This window comes from Actinomadura violacea (genome assembly GCF_017573465.1).
Lineage (GTDB): Bacteria > Actinomycetota > Actinomycetes > Streptosporangiales > Streptosporangiaceae > Spirillospora > Spirillospora violacea.
In genome coordinates this window covers 1-18447 of the sequence record NZ_JAGEPF010000003.1, presented here as the reverse complement: position 1 = coordinate 18447, position 18447 = coordinate 1, and the positions used below count along the sequence as shown (strand labels likewise).

Here is an 18447-nt window from a genome sequence, read left to right as displayed (position 1 = left end):
TGGAGGAGTCCGCGTGCCCGAGCGCAAGCCTCGCAAGGACGCCGTCCGTAACCGGAGGGCCGTCCTCGCGGCCGCCGACGCCCTCTTCGCTCGCTGTGAGAGCACCGAGGACGTCACCATGGCCGACGTCGCGGCAGCGGCCGGCGTCGGAAAAGGAACGCTCTTCCGCGCCTTCGGCGACCGCACCGGGCTGATCCGCGCGCTGTACGAGGCACGGCTCGAACCGATCATGGACGCCGTCGAAACAGGTCCGCCGCCGCTAGGACCCCCCACCCCACCGCTTCAGCGCATACCCGCCCTGCTCGACGCCCTGCTGTGCTTTAAACTCGACAACCGCCGCCTCGCACTGGCCCTGGAGGAAACTGGGAGCGCCAGCCCTTACCAGGCAGAGCATTACGAGCGATGGCACAGCCTGCTCCAAGCCATGCTGAAGCAGATTCCCGGCCTGGCCGAGAGCGACTTCACCGCCCATGCACTGCTCGCTGCCACCCGAGCCGACCTCGTCGAACACCTGGCCGGTCAAAAGTGCGTGCCGCGCGAAAGAATGCAGGCGCAACTGGCGAGCTTCATCACCAGAGTCCTGGGCCCCAGCCCGCTACAGAACGGTTGACCGCCAAGGACTGATCAAAGGGTCGGGCAGGCGCCTCGGTGGGCACGGGCTTCTTGCAAACGGTCCATTCTGAGAAGCGCCCGCCCCGGAGACCGCCGCCCTGCCCGATGCCGATGAGGCCGAGCGCCCCCGTGCCCGCGGTGCGCCGTCAAGCCAGGCTCGCCGTGCCGGACCCGCTCTGGCGCGGTCGCCGGCACCTACCACACCGCCCGATTCACCAAGGTGCCCCGGCTGGCCAATGAGTTGCGGGAGCCGACGCCGTTAGACCGGAGACCAGGCCAGCCGCGGCGGCCGGGCACCCCGCCGCCGGCGCCGATCCCCGGCGGACACGCCGAGCGCGGACATCCGCACCGGCCCGGCCCGTTGCTCCCACCTGACCCAAGAACTTCAGTCCCAGCGCGATGCCCTGGCCGCGGCCGGCATCCCGCGCGACAAGATCTTCGCCGAGAAAGTCTCCACCCGCGTACGGGTCCGCCCCGAGTTCGAGAACGCCCTGGAGGCATGCCGGCAGATCAAGACGCACGCCCCACACCGCCGCGTCATCCTCACCGTCTACGAGATGAAGCGACTCCACCGAACTGACCGCGCTCGCCGATCCCCTCACCACGCACGGCATCGCCCTGGAAATGCTTGCCTGACCGCTGACCGGGATCTACGCCGAGCGCGGGCGGCCCGGTACGGCGTGAACTGCGCCGAAGATCTTGCGCGCCCGGGACCATATATCTCGAAGAAGCTCGCGCTCACTGCGCCATCGAAGGCCCGACCGTCCTCGGTCGGCAGGAAGCCGAAGTCGGGTACCGCTGCGACCGTGGAGTCACTGTGAGAATGGATGTTGGCCGGTATGAGGTCGCCGTTCCCGACCGAGAGCGGACTGTCGTCCAGGGCACCGAGTAGATCCAGCGACCTCTTCGACTTTGAGCAGACCACGAGGAATGAGCCGAGCACGACATGCCACCCTGTTCGGAGCGGGGCGCGAGGTCGCTCAGCGCCGTGCCACGGCAGAGATCCCAATAGCTCATGTGCCCGGTCCCAGAAACGGGGAGAGCTCTCGATCGGCCCCTCAGCAGGAGTGCGTTGAGTGCCCCAACCCGCCCGCCGCCACCACGACCTGTGTCGGCTGATCGCCGGTCATCGGGCTGTGCTCCCGGGTAGTTTCGGCGGGTGAAGGTTCGCGTCACCGGGGTCGTGATCGAGGACGACGAGATTCTGCTGCTCAACCAGGACACCGACACCGGGCGGTCCTGGTCGCTGCCGGGCGGGAAGGTCGAGGAGGGCGAACCCCTCGCCGACGCCCTGGTCCGGGAGATACGCGAGGAGACCGGTATCGACGTCACCGTTGGCCGGCTGCTGTACGTCTGTGACCATCTGCCCAGCGGCGGCACGCACATCGTGCACATCACCTTCGAGGCCCGCCGCGTCGGCGGCACACTCGGGGACATCAGGGACGGCGCCGACACCCAGCCGATCCGCGGCGTGAAGTTCGTGAAGCTCTCGGACCTGGTGGGGCTGGGGTTCGCCGAGCAGTTCGTGGAACTGGCCCAGTCCGGTTTCCCCGGTGCCGGGTCCTACATGGGCGCCAAGGCCAACCTCGGTCTTTGACCGGACGGCGCCGGTCAACGCCTCGATGGGCGGCTTTCCAGAATGCTCAGCGGCGCTTCGCGGTCGGTGAGCCGCCTGGTCGGCACGGCCGCGGCCCCCCATCGCCCCCAGGTCGCGGACTAGGCGGATGCCGACGCCCGGGAGGTGCCCAGACCCTATGGGCGGCTTGGTTGCTGATGAACCGGCGAGCCCAACCGCGGCAATGCTGACCGCACCGTCCCACGGCTACGCCCGAAGTGCCTCACCAGGTGGCGTCTCCTTTCCTGTGCAAGGGGGACCCTCGCGTCTGAGCTGCTTGGCGCGCAGCCTCTTCGGCCGCTCGCCGTTCCCCTGTCGATCACCGCGACCGAGTCCGCCGCCACGTCCAGCCCTGCCGAACCGCCCTGTTCCAAGTCCAGCCCAGCCTCCGCGGTCAGTTCCGTGCCGGCGGGCGGGCCCGCACCCGGCGAGTCGTGCGCGTCCAGTCGCTGCGGAGGGCAGGGATGCCATACCGCCTCACACCTCGCAGGCGCGCACGATGCGCTGTGACCTCGCAGGTTCGCCGGGTTCGGCTGGGCGAGCCGTTTCCAAGATCGCACTCTGACGGATCCTCCCGGTAGCGTGCCGGCAGCCTTATCCGACTCCTCTGCGGGAGAACCACCTTGGACATCCTGCTCATCGCCGGCTTGTGGCTCGACGAATCCGCCTGGGACGACGTCGTGCCCGAACTCACCGCGCTCGGCCACCACCCCGTGCCGCTCGCCCTCCCGGGGCAGGGCGACGGCGACGCCTCCGCGACGCTTGATGACCAGCTCGAGGCAGTACTTGCGGCGGTTGACGCGGCGCCCGGAAAGCCGCTGGTGGTAGGGCACTCCGCGGCATCGACCCTGGCCTGGCTGGCCGCCGACGCGCGACCGGAGAAGGTGGCCAAGGTCGCCCTGGTCGGCGGCTTCCCCGCCCCCGATGGGCGGGCCTACGCCGATCACTTCGCGATCGAGGGCGGCGTCATGCCCTTCCCGGGCTGGGATCCCTTCGAGGGCGCGGACGCCGCCGACCTGGACCAGCAGAGCCGGGACCGTTTCGCATCCACCGCGGTTCCCGTCCCCGAGGCGGTCGCCAGGGGAGTCGTACACCTGACCGACGAGCGCCGCTTCGACGTCCCCGTCGTGGTCGTCTGCCCCGAGTTCACCCCCGCCCAGGCCGAGGAGTGGATCGCCGACGGTGACAGTCCGGAGCTCGCCCGCGCTGCCCGCCTCGAGTACCTGGATCTCGACTCGGGCCACTGGCCGATGGTCACCCGTCCCCGCGAGTTCGCCCGCGTCCTGGCAAAGGCCGCCAACTCCTAGCGGCGCTGGGTTGGGCTGTCAGGCCACCGTCTACGGCGGGCGAACGGCCCAGCGGGCGCCCTTCTCGCTCTGGATGCGGGCACGTGCGTGGCACTGGGCTCCAGGAACTTCGCACTGGTGGGCGTTCGCGTTCCGCCAGCGCAGATAGGACTCGTCGACGGGCCGTTCGCCGCGATGCGGGGTGTCCGCGAACACGACGTGTTCGGCATGGGCGTGCCGCGCCGCAGATCGGCATCGACCGCGGCCCCGGACCGCTTGTGCTCCTCACCCCTACGTGATCAGCGCCTCGGCCGAAACAGACGAACATTACGAAGGCTGCCTGAGCTTCTTCGACGTGCGCGGCCTGCCGCCGGGGTACTGGGCGGCTTCCCGCGGCAGGGCGGCGGTACCGTCTCAGTCGTCGTGCAAAGTGCGCGTGCCGGAGTCGGTGACCAGTGCGGCCGGCCTCGGGTTCCTGGCCAGGATGTCGGCTGTGGGCGGGGGAGGGGTCAGTGGAGCGTCACCGGGAGGTGGTGCAGGCCTCGCAGGGCGCTGTTGGTGTTCCAGACCGGCCGGCTGGTGACCTCGATGCGCTTGGTGGTCTCCAGGAGGTGGCGGAGTACGGCCTGTCCTTCGGCTCGGGCCAGGTGGGCGCCCAGGCAGAGGTGGATCCCGGAGCCGAACGCCAGGTGCTGGGACGCCGGGCGCGTCACGTCGAAGGCGTCGGGGTCGGTGAATTGCCGCGGGTCGCGGTTGGCGGCGCCGAACAGCAGTAGCACCCGGGATCTGGCCGGGATCAGCGCGTCGCCGATCTGGTAGTCGGTGGTCGCGGTCCGGTAGAACCCCTGGATCGGTGAGCTGAACCGCAGTTGCTCCTCGACCGCCGCGGTCACGAGTTCGGGCCGCTCGTGCAGTAGGTCGTACTGCTCGGGCTGCTCGGCGAGCGTAAGGAACATCGTGGAGAGCAGGTTGGTGGTCGTCTCGTTACCCGCGACCAGCAGCAGCGAGGTGAACCAGAACAGTTCCTCGGCCGAGATCGTGCCGTCGGCGGTGTCGCGCTGGAGCCGGCCGAGTACCCCGTCGCCTTCCAGTAGCCGGCCTGAGTCGAGTTGGCGCTGCAGGTAGGCGCTCAGCCGCAGCAGCCCGCGGACCGACCGGCTGAATCGCTTGGGGAGGTCGGGCCGCAGTTCGAGCTGGAAGCCCTCGACGATCCAGTCCGACCAAGTGCGGAAGACGTCCTGGTCTTCGGGCGGGATGCCGAGGACGTGCGCGATGATCCGTACGGGCAGCGGCACCGCGAGCCGGCTCACCATGTCGGCGCTCGGGGCAGCGCGCAACTCGCCGACGAGGTCGGCGGCGAGCGTATCGATGGTGGGGTTCCAGCGCTGCAGGGCGGGCTTGGTGAAGCCCGGCAGCACCGCGCGGCGCAGCCGGGTGTGCTGAGGCCGGTCCATCGTGATCATCATCGGCAGCCGGACCCGGGCGCGGGTGATGCCCTCGGCCGACGACAAGGCACCGTCGGCCCGGGCCGCCTCCCGGACCGCCTCGTAGTGGCTGATCACGTACAGGTCGCGGCGTTTGTTGTAGGCGACCGGGCCGCCCGCCAGCAGCCGCCGGTACGCCGGGTAGGGATCGGCGATCACCGCGCGGTCGAGCGGGTCATAGGAGGTCGGCTCGACCCCGGGCGGCAGGCCGCGGGAACGCTGATGCCGGCGGGCGTTGATCGCCGCGCGGCCGTTGGTGACCGCGATCTCGGCCGTGGTCGCCACGAGGATGCGCGCCTTGTCCGTCCCGGTCGTCGGCGTTCCGAGCTGTGGAGTGGGTCGGCTCAGCAGCTTCATGGCCAGACCGTAACAGAATTTTCTGTAACGGAGGAGACTGTATTTTGGTGCGATGGCGGAGGAGTTCACGGTCGAACAGCTGGCCCAGCGCACCGGGATGTCGGTGCGCAACATCCGCGAGTGGCAGGCGCTCGGACTGCTGCCGCCGCCGGCGCGGCGCGGCCGGGTCGGGATGTACGGGGTGGACCACATCGCCCGGGTCCGCCGCATCCAGAAGCTGAAGACCGACGGGTTCCGGCTCGACCTCATCCGCCGCATCCTCGACTCCGACCCGGACGCCCAGGACGCCGACCTGGAGCGGATGGCCGTGACGGTGCTCGAACCCTTCACCGTGGAGGAACCCCTCGCCCTGACCGAGGCCGAGTTGGCGGCCCGGCTCGGTCAGCGCGCCGGGCTTCCGGCCGAGCTCGCCGAGATCGGCCTGGTCCGGCGGCTGCCGGACGGCCGGGTCGAGGTACGCAGCCCGCGGCTGCTGACCGCGCTGGAGCAACTCGCCGCGCAGGGCCTCGATCTCGCGGGCCTGCTCCTGCCGCTGGCCGACATCGCCCAGCACAACCAGGCGATCGCCCACACGCTCGTCGAGGTCTACCGCGAGCAGGTCTGGGAACCGTTCCTGAAGTCGGGCATGCCGGCCGCCGGCTGGTCGGAGCTGAGCGACTCGGTCGTCCGGCTTCGCCCGCTGATGTACGACGTCGTGCTCACCACGCTGCGGCTCGCCCTGGACACCGTCACCGACCAGGCCCTCATGGACAACGCTGCACGGCTCCCGCCTGAGATGCGCTGACCATTCACACAGGCGCCAGCCGAACTCCACGGCCGGAACCGCGCCGGGGGAGGCTTGTGGTGGTCCATCGGCCACGTCTGGGCGGCCGAACGCATCGTCCTCGTGGGAAGCGTCCGGCCCCCACAACGCCCGGAGTCGAGTTCAGGGCCAGCGACATCGTCACCGAACGCGGCCGAGGGGCATCGCCACGGGCAAGGAGTTGCTCAGCGGCGGCGCGTTCGCACGCCCAGCGCATCGCGGCGTTCGTAACGCCTGCCAAACGGTCTGCGGCACGGCGCCAGATCCGCCCGGGGACAGGACGGCAGGAGGCGTCGACTCGCCGGCCTCGGTCGGGTCTCGGCTGACGTTGCCCTGGGGTGCTAGTTGCGCGTGCGCAACGCCTGCGAGAGTGCGTCGACGGTTACGCCCACTACGGCCAGGAGTTGCGCCGGGCTCGCCCCAGCCCTGCTCATGACGGCGAGAGACGCGTTCACGGCCGTCACGTGTTCAGCGAAGGCCTCGGCGTCCTGGTCGGCCAATCGGCCGGCTTTCAGTGCGGCGCGTAGACGCAAGCGCTGGAAGCCCAGCGCCTCCTTCGCGTGCGCTGCGACGTTCGGGCTCAGCGCCGGGATCATCATGGCCGATTGGGCAAGCAGGCATCCATCCGGCACTTCGGGATCGGCGATGCGCTCAAGGGTCACGTCGAAGAACGCACGAACGGCAGTAAGAGGCTCCGAGGCTGCACTCGACAGGGCGGCGTCGTACTTGTCGCCATAGCGCGCGGCGTAGCGATCCAGGCAGCGCAGGAAGAGCGTGTCCTTGTCGCCGAGCGAGGAGTAGATCGAGCTGCGGTTCAGGCCGGTCGCCCGGGACAGATCGTCCACCGAGGTGTCGGCGTAGCCGGCACGCCAGAACTGGATCATCGCGGCGTCGAGCGCCGTGTCCATGTCGAACTGCTTCTTGCCTGCCACGGGGTACTTCCTTGCCGGTGTGTCGATGTCTCAAGCTGCGCTACACACCATCTTATCTTGAACCAAACAGTTCAAGATGTGCTAGCGTCCGAGCATGGTCATGGCCGGGCGTCCCGCACACTTGACCATCCCGCTCTATGTCCTGCGGACGTCGAACACCCTGTCGGCCATGGCCTCGGCGTTCTAGACGCGCTGTGCGATCCCGGCCACCGGGCTGAGTTCTGCACGACGTATTCCGGGCTCGTCGTCCTCGTACTGCCACTGGGCCTCATCGATCAGGCCGTTGGGGCCCGGATTTCGAGCACCACGCTGGCCGCTCTCGTGACCCTTGGGCGAAGCACCGAGCCGGCAACCTGACACTGATGGAGGATCGCCGTGACCGACCCTGCGACCAGCGCTTGGCGCGTCTGCGAAAGCAACCCCGTCCGCGACCTGCCCCTGCACGACCTGGCGGGATTCACTCACCGCTGGGTCGACGCGGACGGCTTCCGCCTTCATGCCATCGAAGGCGGCCAGCCGACCGGCCCCGCCGTTGTCCTCCTCGCCGGATTCCCGCAAACCTGGTGGGCTTGGCGAAAGGTGATGCCCAGCCTCGCCGGCCGGTTCCACGTCATCGCGATCGACCTGCCGGGTCAGGGCCACTCCGAGCGTCCGGAGCGCAGCTACGACACGCACACGGTCGCCGCGCACGTCCACGCCGCTGTGAAGGCTCTCGGAGTGTCGACTTACTGGCTTGTCGCCCACGACATCGGCGCCTGGGTCGCTTTCTCTCTCGCACTTCGATTCGAGAGCCAACTGCACGGGGTGGCACTGCTCGACGCCGGGATTCCCGGCATCACCCTCCCGGAAGCGATTCCCACCGACCCGGATCGGGCGTGGAAGACCTGGCATTTCGCGTTCCACCTTGTGCCCGACCTGCCCGAGACGCTGCTTGCCGGCCGCGAACGAGACTACGTCGGCTGGTTCCTGAAAATGAAGGCCCTCTCTCCCGACACGTTCGACGACGCCGAGCTCGACCACTACGCAGCGGCAGTCGCCGTCGACGGTGGCCTCCGCGCTTCCCTCGCCTACTACCGAGACGCCGCCGAGTCGGCGCGCAAGAACCACGAGGCGCTCAAGCAGCGGCACCTCACCGTGCCCATCCTCGGCATCTCCAGCAGCCACGGCTCCATCCCGGACATGGCGGCCTCCATCAGCCCATGGGCCGAGGACGCCACCGGAGTCGTCGTGCCTGACGCTGGACACTTCATTCCTGATGAGCAGCCCGAAGCCGTTGCTGCAGCTATAGCCGATTTCATCCTCGACAGCGACTGACGCCGGTCGAACCTGACCGACTGCGCACCGCCCCGGTTCGTGCCGACCACGTCCGGCGGTGGAGCGGCCGTCTCGATGGGCGGTGCTGCTCAGCAGCCCAGGTCGCGGCGGTTGAGCCGCCAGGCGCCGGCGGCGATCAGGATGATCGCGGCGGCGGCCAGGACGGCGACGTCGACGAGGTCCAGCCCGTTCCTGAGCGGTTCGCCGCCGATGTAGTAGTGGTACGGGGTCAGGTAGCGGAGCCAGTCGGCGCCGACCTGGGGGGCGAACCCGTTCAGGGCGTAAGCGGCGACGCCGAGGCCGGCGGCCAGTGCGCCGAACAGGATCGCGAGCAAGGCCAGGTTGATCCGGACTTGGTCGAACGGCTGGGCATCGGTTCCGGCAGCGTGTCGGGGGCGATCAAGATGCTGTCGACCGTCGGGCTGATCGAGCGCGCTCCCGCGCCGGGCAGCCGCCGCGAGCACTACCGGGTCCGCGAGGGCGCGTGGGCGACATTGATGTCGGCCCAGAACGGGATGGTGCAGGCGATGTTCGAGGCCGCTGACCAGGGCATCGAGGCGGCCGGGCCTGACAGCCCGGCCGCCCGGTGGCTGGCGGAGATGCGCGACTTCTACGGCTTCATGTTCCGCGAGATGCCGGCCTTGATCGAGCGCTGGCGGACCGGACGCGAAGCCGATCACGGGGCCCGCACCGGCGGCTCGGCCCCGGGACGGCTTCAGCAGGGGTGATCGCAGCGCGTCAGCCTGGGTATGGCTTTCGCTTCTGCCAGAAGCTCACTTCGACGGCGAGCCCGCCTTCTGCGCGGGGACGCGGGGAGAGGACGGCGCCGTGTGCTTTGGCGATGGCCAGCACGATGGCGAGGCCGAGGCCGTGTCCGTCGCGGTGCACCCTGTCCGTGCCGGCTTGGTGGAAGGGCTGGAAGAGGCGTTCGAGGTCCTGGTGGGGGACCGGCGGGCCGGTGTTGCTGATCGCGATGTTCGCGTGTTCCGCCGATGAGGTGGTCGAGACCGTGACCTGGCCCCCGGCGACGTTGTGGCGGAGGGCGTTGTCGAGGAGGTTCGCGATCAGGCTGGTGACCAGGTGGGGGTCTCCGACGGCCGGCGCGGGGTCGAGGGCGGCGTCGATGCGGACGCCGCGGCGGTCCGCTTCGCTCTGGTGACCGGAGATGACGCCCTGAGTGATCTCGGCGAGGTCGATCGGGTCCCAGCGTTCGACGCCGCGCTCGCCGGTCGCGAGGGTGAGCAGCGCCTCGATGAGTCGTTCTTGCTGGTCTCCGAGCTGGAGGGCCTCTTCGCAGGCGGCCCGCAGGCTCGCGGTGCCGGCGGCGGGGTCGGCGAGGGCGACCTGGAGGAGCGTGCGCTGGCCGGCGAGGGGGGTGCGCAGTTCGTGGGAGGCGTTGGCCACGAAGTGGCGCTGCGCTTCGAAGGCGGCCTGGAGCCGTCCGAAGAGATCGTTGAGGGTCTTGCTGAGGTCGGTGAGCTCGTCGGCCGGGCCGGTGAGGTCGAGGCGCCGGTCCAGGTTGGTGGCGGAGATCTCCTGGGCCGTGGTGGTGATGGCGCGCAGCGGACGGAGGAATCTGCCGGCGAGCCACCACGCCCCGGCCAAGGCGATGACCGCGGCGACCAGGCCGATGACGGCGGGACCGACGTCGAAGGCGCGGCCGCCGGTCGCGGGGGCGGCGGGGGTACCGGCCGGGGCCCGTTGCGCACTGTGACCGTGGAGCAGGTCGGTGGCCAGCAGGACGGCCGCGAGCAGGCCGAGGACCAGGCCGGAGTAGAGCAGCGTGAGCTGCACTCGCAGGATGGGACGGCGGCGCAGCCGCGACACGACGGTCTTCACTGGCTGCATCACGGCTCTCCGATCCGGTAGCCGGCCTCGCGGACGGTGTGGATGAGGGGCGGGTCGCCGAGCTTGGCCCGCAGCCGGCGGACGGTCGTCTTGACCGCGGTGGTGAAGGGGTCGGCCGCCTCGTCCCAGACCCGTTCGAGGAGCTCTTCGGCGGAGACCACCCGGTCTCCCGCGGCGAGGAGGCACTCCAGGACCGCGAACTCCTTCGGGCTCAGCTCCAGGCGCCGCCCGGAGCGGAGAGCGACCCGGCGGCCGGGGTCGAGCGTGACGTCACCGGCGTGGAGGGTCGGTGGTGTCGCGGGTGCGGCCCGCCGCCCGAGGGCGCGGACGCGGGCCACCAGCTCGGAGAAGTCGAACGGCTTGGGGAGGTAGTCGTCGGCGCCCAGCCCGAGGCCGTCGACGCGGTCCCTGACGGTGCCGGCGGCGGTGAGCATCAGCACGCGGCTGTTCGACCGTTCCGCGACGATCCGCCGGCACACCTCGTCCCCGTGGACCCCGGGCAGGTCCCGGTCGAGGACCACGACGTCGTAGCGAGTGACGGCCAGGTGCTCGAGCGCGTCGCGGCCGTCGAGGACGACATCGACCGCCATGCCCTCGCGGCGCAGGCCGGTCCCGATCGAGCGTGCCAGGACCTCGAAGTCCTCGACGACGAGCACTCTCACGACCGTTCTCCATTCGGCTTCCCGCAGCGGCCATGTCGCTCTTCACGATGACAGGCCCACGGTGTCAGCCCGGTGTCGGCCGCCGACACCGGGCTGACACCTGCCGTCCCGTAGAGCTTGTGGCGGAGACCATCCCCATGAGCCAAGGACGGACGAGCACGTGAGCGACGCAATGATCGACGTCAGCGGCCTACGCAAGCGCTTCGGGCCGACCGTCGCCCTCGACGGCATGACCTTCACGGTCGCGCCCGGCACGGTGACCGGCTTCGTCGGCCCGAACGGTGCGGGCAAATCGACCACCATCCGGGTGATCCTCGGCCTGGACGCCCCCGACGAGGGCCATGCCCTGATCGGCGGGAAGCCTTACGCGCGGCTGCCGCACCCGCTGCACCACGTCGGCGCGCTGGTCGACGCCGCCGCCCTGCAGCCAGGACGCACCGGGCGCAACCATCTGCTGTGGCTGGCCCACTCGCAGGGCATGTCCGCCGGGCACGTCGACACCGCGATCGAGCTCGTCGGCCTGGGCCGCGCGGCACGCCGCAAGGCCGGCGGCTACTCGCTGGGGATGCGTCAGCGCCTCGGCATCGCCGCCGCCATGCTCGGCGACCCGCCGGTGATCATCATGGACGAGCCGTTCAACGGGATGGACCCCGAGGGGATCATCTGGATGCGCGGGCTGCTGCGCTCCCTCGCGGCGGAGGGACGGGCCGTCCTCGTCTCCAGCCACCTGATGGGCGAGCTGCAAGGCATCGCCGACCACGTCGTGGTGGTCGGCCGCGGCCGGGTGCTCGCCAACGCACGCGTCGAGGACCTGGTCGCCCGCGCCTCGGACGACCAGGTCCGGCTGCGCACGTCGGCGCCGGACGACGCCGCCGCGGTGCTGCATCGGGCCGGGACCGCGGCGACCGTCGCCGACGCCTACACCGTCACCGTGTCCGGGACGCCGGCGCAGCGCGTCGTGGAGGTCCTCGGCCGGGCGGGCGTGCCCTTCTCCGAGGTCACCGCGCACCGGGCCACGCTCGAAGAGGTCTACCTCCGGCTCACCGGCGGCGAGGCCGAGTACCAGGCCGGCACGCCGCACCAGGAGGCGCGTCGATGACCACCACCGAAGCGCCACGTCCCGCCATCCGACCCGAGCGGGAGAGCTTTCGTCCGGTCCTGCGGGCGGAGTGGACCAAGTTCCGCACGATCCGCGGCCGGCTGATCGGCCTGGGCATCGCCGTCGTGCTCTGCACCACGTTCACGTTCCTCGTCGCCAACGGCACCCATGAAGGCACCTGCACCGGCACCGGCTCGACGTGTCAGTCCGGTCATCCCTACGTCGCGACCGGACCGGACGGCGAAGCGGTCGCCGACAGCTACCAGTTCGTCGGGCAACCCCTCACCGGGAACGCCACGATCACCGTGCGGGTCCGCTCGCTGACCGGGGTGACCTCGGCCAACTCGACCGACACCGCCCCGTCGCTCGCCCACACCCGCCCGAGCCTGGCGGCCTGGGCGAAGGCCGGGATCCTCCTGCGGCCGAGCACCGCGCAAGGGTCGCCCTACGCCGCGGTCATGGCGACCGGCGCCCACGGAGTCCGCTTCCAGTACGACTACACCCACGACCAGGCCGGCCGGCCCGGGACCGTCTCCGTGGCCTCGCCGCGCTGGCTGCGGCTGACCCGCACCGGTGACACGCTCACCGGCTACGACTCCGCCGATGGCACGGCGTGGACGAAGATCGGCACCGCGCACTTGGCGGGGCTTCCCTCCACCGTGCAGGTCGGGCTGTTCGTCACCTCGCCCGTGTCGTTCGAGGGTTCCGGCAGCGGATTCGCCACCCAGGCCACCGCCGCGTTCGACCACGTCAGCCAAGGTGCCCGGGGCGCGCAGGGCACCTGGCGCGAGCAGAGCATCGGCGTTCAGGACTTCTATCCGAAACTGCCGGGCGGCGGCTACCACCGCACCGGCGGCTCCTTCGTCCTGCGCGGCTCCGGTGACATCGCCCCCGCGGTGGTCGAAGGGCTCCTCGGCACCGCCACCCCCTCCAGCAGCGTCCTGACCGGCCTCATCGTCGGCCTGATCGCGATCATCGTGGTCGCCGCGATGTTCATCACCGTCGAGTACCGCCGGGGCATGATCCGCACCACCTTCGCCGCCACCCCGCGCCGGCATCGCGTCCTCGCCGCCAAGGCGGTCGTCGTCGGCGGCGTCGCCTTCGTCGTCGGGACACTCGCCGCCGCGGTCGCGGTCCCCATCGGCGAGCACGTCCTCAAAGCGAACGGCGCCTACGTCTTCCCGGCCGGCGCCTCCACCATGGTGCGCATCATCGCGGGCACCGGCGCGCTGGTCGCCGTCACCGCCATCGCCGTACTCGCTGTCGGCACCATCGTCCGGAAGAGCGCCGGCGCCGTCACCGCGGGCATCGTCGTGTTCGTCCTGCCGTACATCGTCGGCTCCTCGATGTCCGGTGGCGCCGAGCAGTGGCTGTTCCGCCTCACGCCGGCCGCCGGCTTCTCCGTCCTGGGCGCTCTGCCCAGATCCGCGCAGGTCGACTACCCCTACACCCTGGCGAACGGCTACTACCCGCTCTCCTGGTGGGCCGGCCTGGCCGTGCTGTGCGCCTACGCCGCCCTCGCCCTCGGCGTCGCCGCCGTCACGCTCCGCCGGAGGGACGCATGATCGACGCGCTGCGCGCCGAATGGACCAAACTGCGCACCCTCACCAGCACCGCCTGGCTCCTCGCCGGCGCCGTCCTCCTGACCGTCGCGGTCAGCGCCGGCATCGCCGCCACCACCCACGTGACCTCCGACCGCGGACAGGACCCCACCAAGCTCGCCCTGACCGGCATCACCCTCGGCCAGGCGGTCGTCGCCGTGCTCGCCGTCCTCGCCGTCTCGGACGAGTACGGCACCGGCATGATCCGCCTCACCCTCACCGCCATGCCCCGGCGCGTGGTCGTCCTGGCAGCCAAAGCCGCCACCGTGGCCGGCCTGACCCTGCTCGCCGGCCTGCTCGCCGTCGCCGGCTGCCTGCTCGTCGGACGGCTGATGCTCCCCGGCGCCGGACTCGACCCGGCGCACGGCTACGCGCTCATCTCGATCGGCCATGGGCCAACGCTGCGGGCCGCGGCCTGCGGGGGCCTCTATCTCATGCTCATCGCGCTGCTCGCGCTCGGTGTCGCCACCGCCGTCCGCGACACCGCCGTCTCGATCGGAGCCGTCCTCGCCCTGCTCTACCTGCCCCCGATCCTCGCCCAAGCCGTCACCGACCCGCTGCGACGGCACCTCGAACAGATTGCCCCCATGACCGCCGGGCTGGCCGGCCAAGCCACGACCGACCTCGGTTCCCTGCCCATCGCCCCGTGGCCCGGCCTCGGTGTCCTCGGCGCGTGGGCGGCGGCCGCGCTCCTCATCGCCGGACTCCTGCTCCGGCATCGCGATGCCTGAACCGAGGCCCTCACCGTCGTCCGGCGCGGTCAGGAGGCCGGCGCGGTCAGGTAGTCGCCGTGCTCCAGGTCATCGAGCAGTGTCGGATGGGTGGGCGTCCAGCCGAGCAGTTCGCGGGTGTGAGAGCTGGAGACGGGCCCGTCGAAGGCGTAGACGGTCGCCATGAAGGGGCTGACGTAATGCGTGGCGGCCTGGTCGGCGGTCAGCGAGGCCGTGGGCAGGCCCAGGCCCCGGCCGATCGTCTCTGCGATGCTCTTCATTGGGACGCCGCTCTCGGCCACTCCGTGCAGCATGCTGCCCGCAGGTGCCTGCTCCAGAGCCAGGCGGAACAGGACGGCGGCGTCGAACCGGTGCACCGCAGGCCAGCGGTTGGTGCCGTCGCCGACGTAGGCCGAGACGCCGGTCTTTCGCGCTGTGGCGATGAGCATCGGGATGAAACCGTGGTCTTCGGGACCGTGGACGGTAGGGGCCAGGCGGACCACGCTTGCCCGCACACCCCGTGCGGCGAAACCGAGGCAGGCCCGCTCACCCGCGACGCGGAAGGCGGCGATCCCGGCCATGTCCGGCTCGTCCTTCTCGGTGGCCTCGCGGCCGGCAGGCATGACCAGCGTGCCGGAGGTGACGACGAGCGGTCTGCCCGAGTGCTCCAAGGGCTTGCCGAGCGCCTCGATCGCGGTCCGGTCGCGCCGCATCATGTCGTCGAGGTCGGAGAAGTCACCGCCGTAGGCCATGTGCAGGACGCCGTCGGCGGCTTCGGCGCCACTGCGCAGGCTGTCGAGGTCGTCCAGGGAACCGGGGTGCGGTGTGGCCCCCAGTGTCTCCAGCCGTTCGGCGGCGGTGTCCGAGCGCGCCAGTCCGGTGACGGTGTGGCCGGCCTTGATCAGCTCGGCGACGACCGCGGGGCCCGTCTGGCCGGAACCGCCGGTGACGAAGACATGCATGCAACCACCCTTAAGGTCAGCGACTGACGCTACTTAGCGCCAGTCGCTGACTTTAAGTAGAGCCAGTCGCTGGCGTCAAGTAGCGTCAGTCACTGACGCATGGATGGATGAGACGAACCCTCGGGCAGCGGGGGCGCGCCGGCTTCGCGGCTACGCTCCCGCTAGTCCTCGGGCATCACGGTGAAGGTGAATCCGGTACTCGTGGGACGGCGCAGCGGACCATCGGACTTGATCCGGCGCAGTGCCGCGTTCCTGCTGAGGCCGAGCCCTTGGGCGATGAGCCGGTCCGGCCGCACCGGTACCGGATCGTCGAAGGCGACCTCCACCCGGACCGGCCAGGCCTCGTCGAGCCGTGCCGGCGGGGCGTGGAGCCGCCAAGCCCCCGTCCAGTCCAGGGTGAGGCGGTTCCGCCGGGCGAAGAGCGGATCCAGCAGGGTGGACGCCACCAGTTCGGGATCGTTGACGCTGTAGCCGTGGAGTTCGGCCGGGTCGAGGGATCCGACCGGTACTCGCCCGTGCACGGTGAGCTTGCCCGTCCGGTCGCAGGACACGCAGCGGACGAGCAGCCACACGTGCAGCAGTTTGCCGTTGGAGTTGACGCGGAACCTGCCCTCGCCGGTGGTGGCCGACTCCGACCCGCAGTCCACGCACCGCAGCGAAAGCAGAGGCAGCCGGGTCCGGCGGACGAACCAGGGCAGCACGATATGAGGTTGTGAAGACATGATCTCTCTGGACCTGACACGAGGCCGATTGCGCGCGGCCTCAAACGCTGTATGACCGGGCGCGCAAGGGCAGCCCGGCAGAACCGACGGGAGCGTCGGCTACAGGTGAGCTGAAGAAGGTGTCAGGTCTAAAGAGCAGGCGGGGTCACGCGGGTCCGTCCTTTTGTCTCCACTGCGTCGAGTCGCAGGCAACCTACGGGAACGAACAAGGCAGGCTCAATCGATTTTCCGGCCGAGTTAGGCCGTGCCCGATGGCGGCCGTGGGGGAGGGGCGTCAGGTTCGGCGGCTGGGGAGCATGGCCAGGGCCCCGGAGCGCTGGGCGACGAGGTCGTCGTAGGTGCCGTCGCGCTCGGCCCAGCGATGCATGAGGACCCGCTCGACCAGGATCTCGTCAGGAGTCGGGCTCTGCGAAAGCAACTGCATGACCTCAGCGGCGAAGTCGTCGAGCGGCAGTGCGTGCGGGTTCACCTTCTCCTGTCCCGCCGTGGCCACAGCCGGAGGGACCAGCTCGACGACGTCGACGCCGGTGCCGCCGAGCTGGGCGCGCAATGCCTCGGAGTAGGCGTGCACGGCAGCCTTCGAGGCGGCGTAGGTGGGCATGGGCGGGAACGGCAGGAAGGCGATGCCGGAGGTGACGGTGACGAAAGTGCCGGCGCCGCGTCCGACCAGGTGCGGGGTGAAGGCGTCGATCACCCGGATGGTCCCGACCAGGTTGGTGTCGATGGTCGTCTGCGCCGCCTCGAAATGCTCCGGGGTGCGCAGGTCCTCCAAGAGCATGACACCAGACATGGTCACCACGGTGTCCAGCTCCGGATACCGGGCGAGGACCGCGTCACGGGCACGCGCGACGGATGCGCCGTCGGTGACGTCGATCTCGAACGTGCCGATGCCTTCGCCGGAGAGTTCGGCGAGCGCCTCCGCGCTGCGGCCTCCGACGGCCACGGTGCTGCCCGCCGCGGCGAACCGGCGGGCCAGTTCCCTGCCGATACCGGACGTCCCGCCGACGATGAGAACGGTGCACTTGGAGAGATCCATGAGGTCGTCCCTTCGGTTCAGAGCACCGGCGGCGTCCTTGACCGCGGCGCCGCCCAGCGGTGATCTCTGTCCTTCTCGAACTGTGATGCCACAAGCCTCGGCGGTGTCCGCCGGGCCTGGCAGAGCCCCCGTCTTCCCAGGTCCTGGCAGGACCCCCTCTGGGACGCGCGCACCGCATTACCGTGGAGACATGAGGGACGAGGAGTCCGGCAACCGGCTCGGCAGCTACCTCCGCGCCCGGCGTGACCTGGTATCTCCGGCGCAGGCGGGGATCCCGCCCGGCGGGCACCGCCGTGTCCCCGGCCTGCGCCGCGAGGAGGTCGCCCTGCTCGCCGGCATCAGCCCCGACTACTACCTGCGCTTGGAGCGGGGCCGCGACAAGAACCCCTCACCCCAGGTCCTCGAATCGCTCGCGCGCGTCCTGCGTCTCGACGACGTCGAGCGGACGTATCTGCTCGGCCTCGCGGCGGCACGCCCCAAGGCCCCGCGCCGCAAGCGCCCCGAACGCGTACCGGCGCGGGCGCACCAGCTTCTCGCCCACCTTCCGATTCCCGCGTTCGTCGAAGGGCGCGCGTTCGACGTCCTGGCCTCCAACGCCATGGCCGTCGCGCTCTCCCCGCGCCTGCGGCCCGGCCAGAACCGGCTTCGTTCCTTCTTCCTCGATCCCGAGGAACAAGCCTTCCACCAGGACTGGACGAAAGCCGCCGCCGGCTTCGTCGCCGCACTTCGCACCAGCATCGGGGACGACACCGACGACCCCCGGTTCGTCGAACTCGTCGGAGAACTCGCGCTGTCCAGCCAGCGGTTCCGCACCCTGTGGGCCCGGCACGACGTCCGCGCCCTCGACGGAGGCACCACCACCGTCCACCACCCCGTCGTCGGCGAACTGCGGCTGCACCGCGACAAGCTCCCCATCGACGACGTCATCCTCGTCGTCTACTACCCCGACAAGGACAGCGACAGCGACGAGAAGCTGCGGCTCCTCGCCGCTCTCGCGCAGCCCGAGCCCACCGACGCTGCAGGCGGCAGGGCGGCGGACGCCTCGCACCCGAAAAGGCCCTGACGAGCACGGGACGCCCGGCGGTACAGCCGGACCACTGAACGATCACTCTCCGCCATCTCGCAAGTACTAAGGCTGCTCTGTCAGCGGCACTTCTCACGGGCTTCGACACCCCGAAAGTAGCGTTCACTTTCAGGTGACTGCAACGAGTGCAATGCGGATTGTTGCGTTACCCGCGAGCCAGTTGCAATGATTTTGTGGAGATGACCTGTGGGAATGCTCGTAAGTCGCAACAGGTGTGTTGCCTGAACCTTGAAGGCAACGTAGCGTTTGCGATGTCAGAAAGAGCGAGCCGCAAGGCGAACCGCAAGGAGCACAACGATGAACACCACGATGAACACCTTC

19 protein-coding genes and 1 pseudogene are annotated in these 18447 nt (G+C 70.2%); 12 read left to right on the top strand and 8 right to left on the bottom strand.

The features are described 5' to 3' along the window. Positions 1–13: 13 nt before the first annotated feature. From J4709_RS04495 to J4709_RS04480, 5 genes and pseudogenes are all read left to right on the top strand, one after another. Positions 14–610, top strand: a complete 597-nt coding sequence (locus tag J4709_RS04495; protein ID WP_208237239.1) for a TetR/AcrR family transcriptional regulator — start codon at positions 14–16, stop codon at positions 608–610. Positions 611–751: 141 nt separating this feature from the next. After that, positions 752–856 (top strand): annotated as a pseudogene (locus J4709_RS56355) (zinc finger domain-containing protein); the annotation flags it as partial. A gap of 97 nt (positions 857–953) precedes the next feature. Next, on the top strand, positions 954–1433 hold the full coding sequence (locus tag J4709_RS56080; RefSeq protein WP_208237800.1) for a recombinase family protein: 480 nt from the start codon (positions 954–956) through the stop codon (positions 1431–1433). 338 nt (positions 1434–1771) lie between these two features. Then, positions 1772–2209 carry an NUDIX domain-containing protein gene (locus J4709_RS04485; RefSeq protein ID WP_208237237.1) on the top strand — a complete coding sequence of 146 codons (438 nt, stop codon included), beginning with the start codon at positions 1772–1774 and terminating at the stop codon, positions 2207–2209. 641 nt (positions 2210–2850) lie between these two features. Continuing rightward, positions 2851–3534 carry an alpha/beta fold hydrolase gene (locus J4709_RS04480; RefSeq protein ID WP_208237235.1) on the top strand — a complete coding sequence of 228 codons (684 nt, stop codon included), beginning with the start codon at positions 2851–2853 and terminating at the stop codon, positions 3532–3534. A gap of 488 nt (positions 3535–4022) precedes the next feature. Here the strand turns inward: J4709_RS04480 and J4709_RS04475 are convergent, their stop codons facing one another. Next, positions 4023–5354 (bottom strand): cytochrome P450, encoded by a 1332-nt coding sequence (locus J4709_RS04475; protein ID WP_208237233.1) that lies wholly within the window; start codon positions 5352–5354, stop codon positions 4023–4025. A gap of 52 nt (positions 5355–5406) precedes the next feature. Between J4709_RS04475 and J4709_RS04470 the strand changes: the two genes are divergently transcribed. Further along, entirely contained in the window at positions 5407–6138 is a 732-nt protein-coding gene (locus tag J4709_RS04470; protein ID WP_208237231.1) for a MerR family transcriptional regulator, read from the top strand. A gap of 359 nt (positions 6139–6497) precedes the next feature. Here the strand turns inward: J4709_RS04470 and J4709_RS04465 are convergent, their stop codons facing one another. Further along, positions 6498–7088, bottom strand: coding sequence for a TetR/AcrR family transcriptional regulator (locus J4709_RS04465; RefSeq protein WP_208237229.1), 591 nt, complete (start codon positions 7086–7088; stop codon positions 6498–6500). A 375-nt stretch (positions 7089–7463) separates the two neighbouring features. Here J4709_RS04465 and J4709_RS04460 point away from each other — a divergent pair, with 375 nt between their 5' ends. Then, positions 7464–8402, top strand: coding sequence for an alpha/beta fold hydrolase (locus tag J4709_RS04460; protein ID WP_208237227.1), 939 nt, complete (start codon positions 7464–7466; stop codon positions 8400–8402). A gap of 89 nt (positions 8403–8491) precedes the next feature. Here the strand turns inward: J4709_RS04460 and J4709_RS04455 are convergent, their stop codons facing one another. Further along, positions 8492–8737, bottom strand: coding sequence for a hypothetical protein (locus J4709_RS04455; protein ID WP_208237226.1), 246 nt, complete (start codon positions 8735–8737; stop codon positions 8492–8494). 18 nt (positions 8738–8755) lie between these two features. Between J4709_RS04455 and J4709_RS04450 the strand changes: the two genes are divergently transcribed. Next, complete coding sequence (locus J4709_RS04450) at positions 8756–9130, top strand: GbsR/MarR family transcriptional regulator (protein ID WP_208237224.1); 375 nt, start codon at positions 8756–8758, stop codon at positions 9128–9130. Positions 9131–9140: 10 nt separating this feature from the next. Here the strand turns inward: J4709_RS04450 and J4709_RS04445 are convergent, their stop codons facing one another. Both J4709_RS04445 and J4709_RS04440 read right to left on the bottom strand, forming a co-directional pair. Continuing rightward, positions 9141–10250: a sensor histidine kinase gene (locus tag J4709_RS04445; protein ID WP_208237222.1), complete on the bottom strand. Its 1110-nt coding sequence runs from the start codon at positions 10248–10250 to the stop codon at positions 9141–9143. Next, complete coding sequence (locus J4709_RS04440) at positions 10250–10912, bottom strand: response regulator transcription factor (RefSeq protein WP_208237220.1); 663 nt, start codon at positions 10910–10912, stop codon at positions 10250–10252. The genes J4709_RS04445 and J4709_RS04440 overlap by 1 nt, the downstream gene beginning before the upstream one ends. Before the next feature lie 160 nt (positions 10913–11072). Between J4709_RS04440 and J4709_RS04435 the strand changes: the two genes are divergently transcribed. The 3 genes from J4709_RS04435 to J4709_RS04425 are packed head-to-tail and all read left to right on the top strand — an operon-like array spanning position 11073 to position 14343. Then, on the top strand, positions 11073–12011 hold the full coding sequence (locus J4709_RS04435; RefSeq protein ID WP_372442037.1) for an ABC transporter ATP-binding protein: 939 nt from the start codon (positions 11073–11075) through the stop codon (positions 12009–12011). Beyond that, positions 12008–13576 (top strand): ABC transporter permease subunit, encoded by a 1569-nt coding sequence (locus J4709_RS04430; protein WP_208237218.1) that lies wholly within the window; start codon positions 12008–12010, stop codon positions 13574–13576. The genes J4709_RS04435 and J4709_RS04430 overlap by 4 nt, the downstream gene beginning before the upstream one ends. Beyond that, positions 13573–14343, top strand: a complete 771-nt coding sequence (locus J4709_RS04425; RefSeq protein WP_208237215.1) for an ABC transporter permease — start codon at positions 13573–13575, stop codon at positions 14341–14343. Before J4709_RS04430 ends, J4709_RS04425 begins: the two co-directional genes overlap by 4 nt. Before the next feature lie 29 nt (positions 14344–14372). On the opposite strand, the gene J4709_RS04420 is transcribed toward J4709_RS04425, so the two are convergent. The 3 genes from J4709_RS04420 to J4709_RS04410 form a co-directional block, all read right to left on the bottom strand. Continuing rightward, complete coding sequence (locus tag J4709_RS04420; protein ID WP_208237213.1) at positions 14373–15284, bottom strand: SDR family oxidoreductase; 912 nt, start codon at positions 15282–15284, stop codon at positions 14373–14375. A gap of 161 nt (positions 15285–15445) precedes the next feature. Further along, complete coding sequence (locus J4709_RS04415) at positions 15446–15985, bottom strand: DUF1062 domain-containing protein (RefSeq protein WP_307800952.1); 540 nt, start codon at positions 15983–15985, stop codon at positions 15446–15448. A 295-nt stretch (positions 15986–16280) separates the two neighbouring features. Further along, positions 16281–17042 carry an SDR family oxidoreductase gene (locus J4709_RS04410; RefSeq protein WP_208237209.1) on the bottom strand — a complete coding sequence of 254 codons (762 nt, stop codon included), beginning with the start codon at positions 17040–17042 and terminating at the stop codon, positions 16281–16283. A 190-nt stretch (positions 17043–17232) separates the two neighbouring features. On the opposite strand from J4709_RS04410, the gene J4709_RS04405 reads away from it, so the two are divergent. After that, on the top strand, positions 17233–18105 hold the full coding sequence (locus J4709_RS04405; RefSeq protein ID WP_208237207.1) for a helix-turn-helix domain-containing protein: 873 nt from the start codon (positions 17233–17235) through the stop codon (positions 18103–18105). Positions 18106–18447 lie beyond the last annotated feature (342 nt).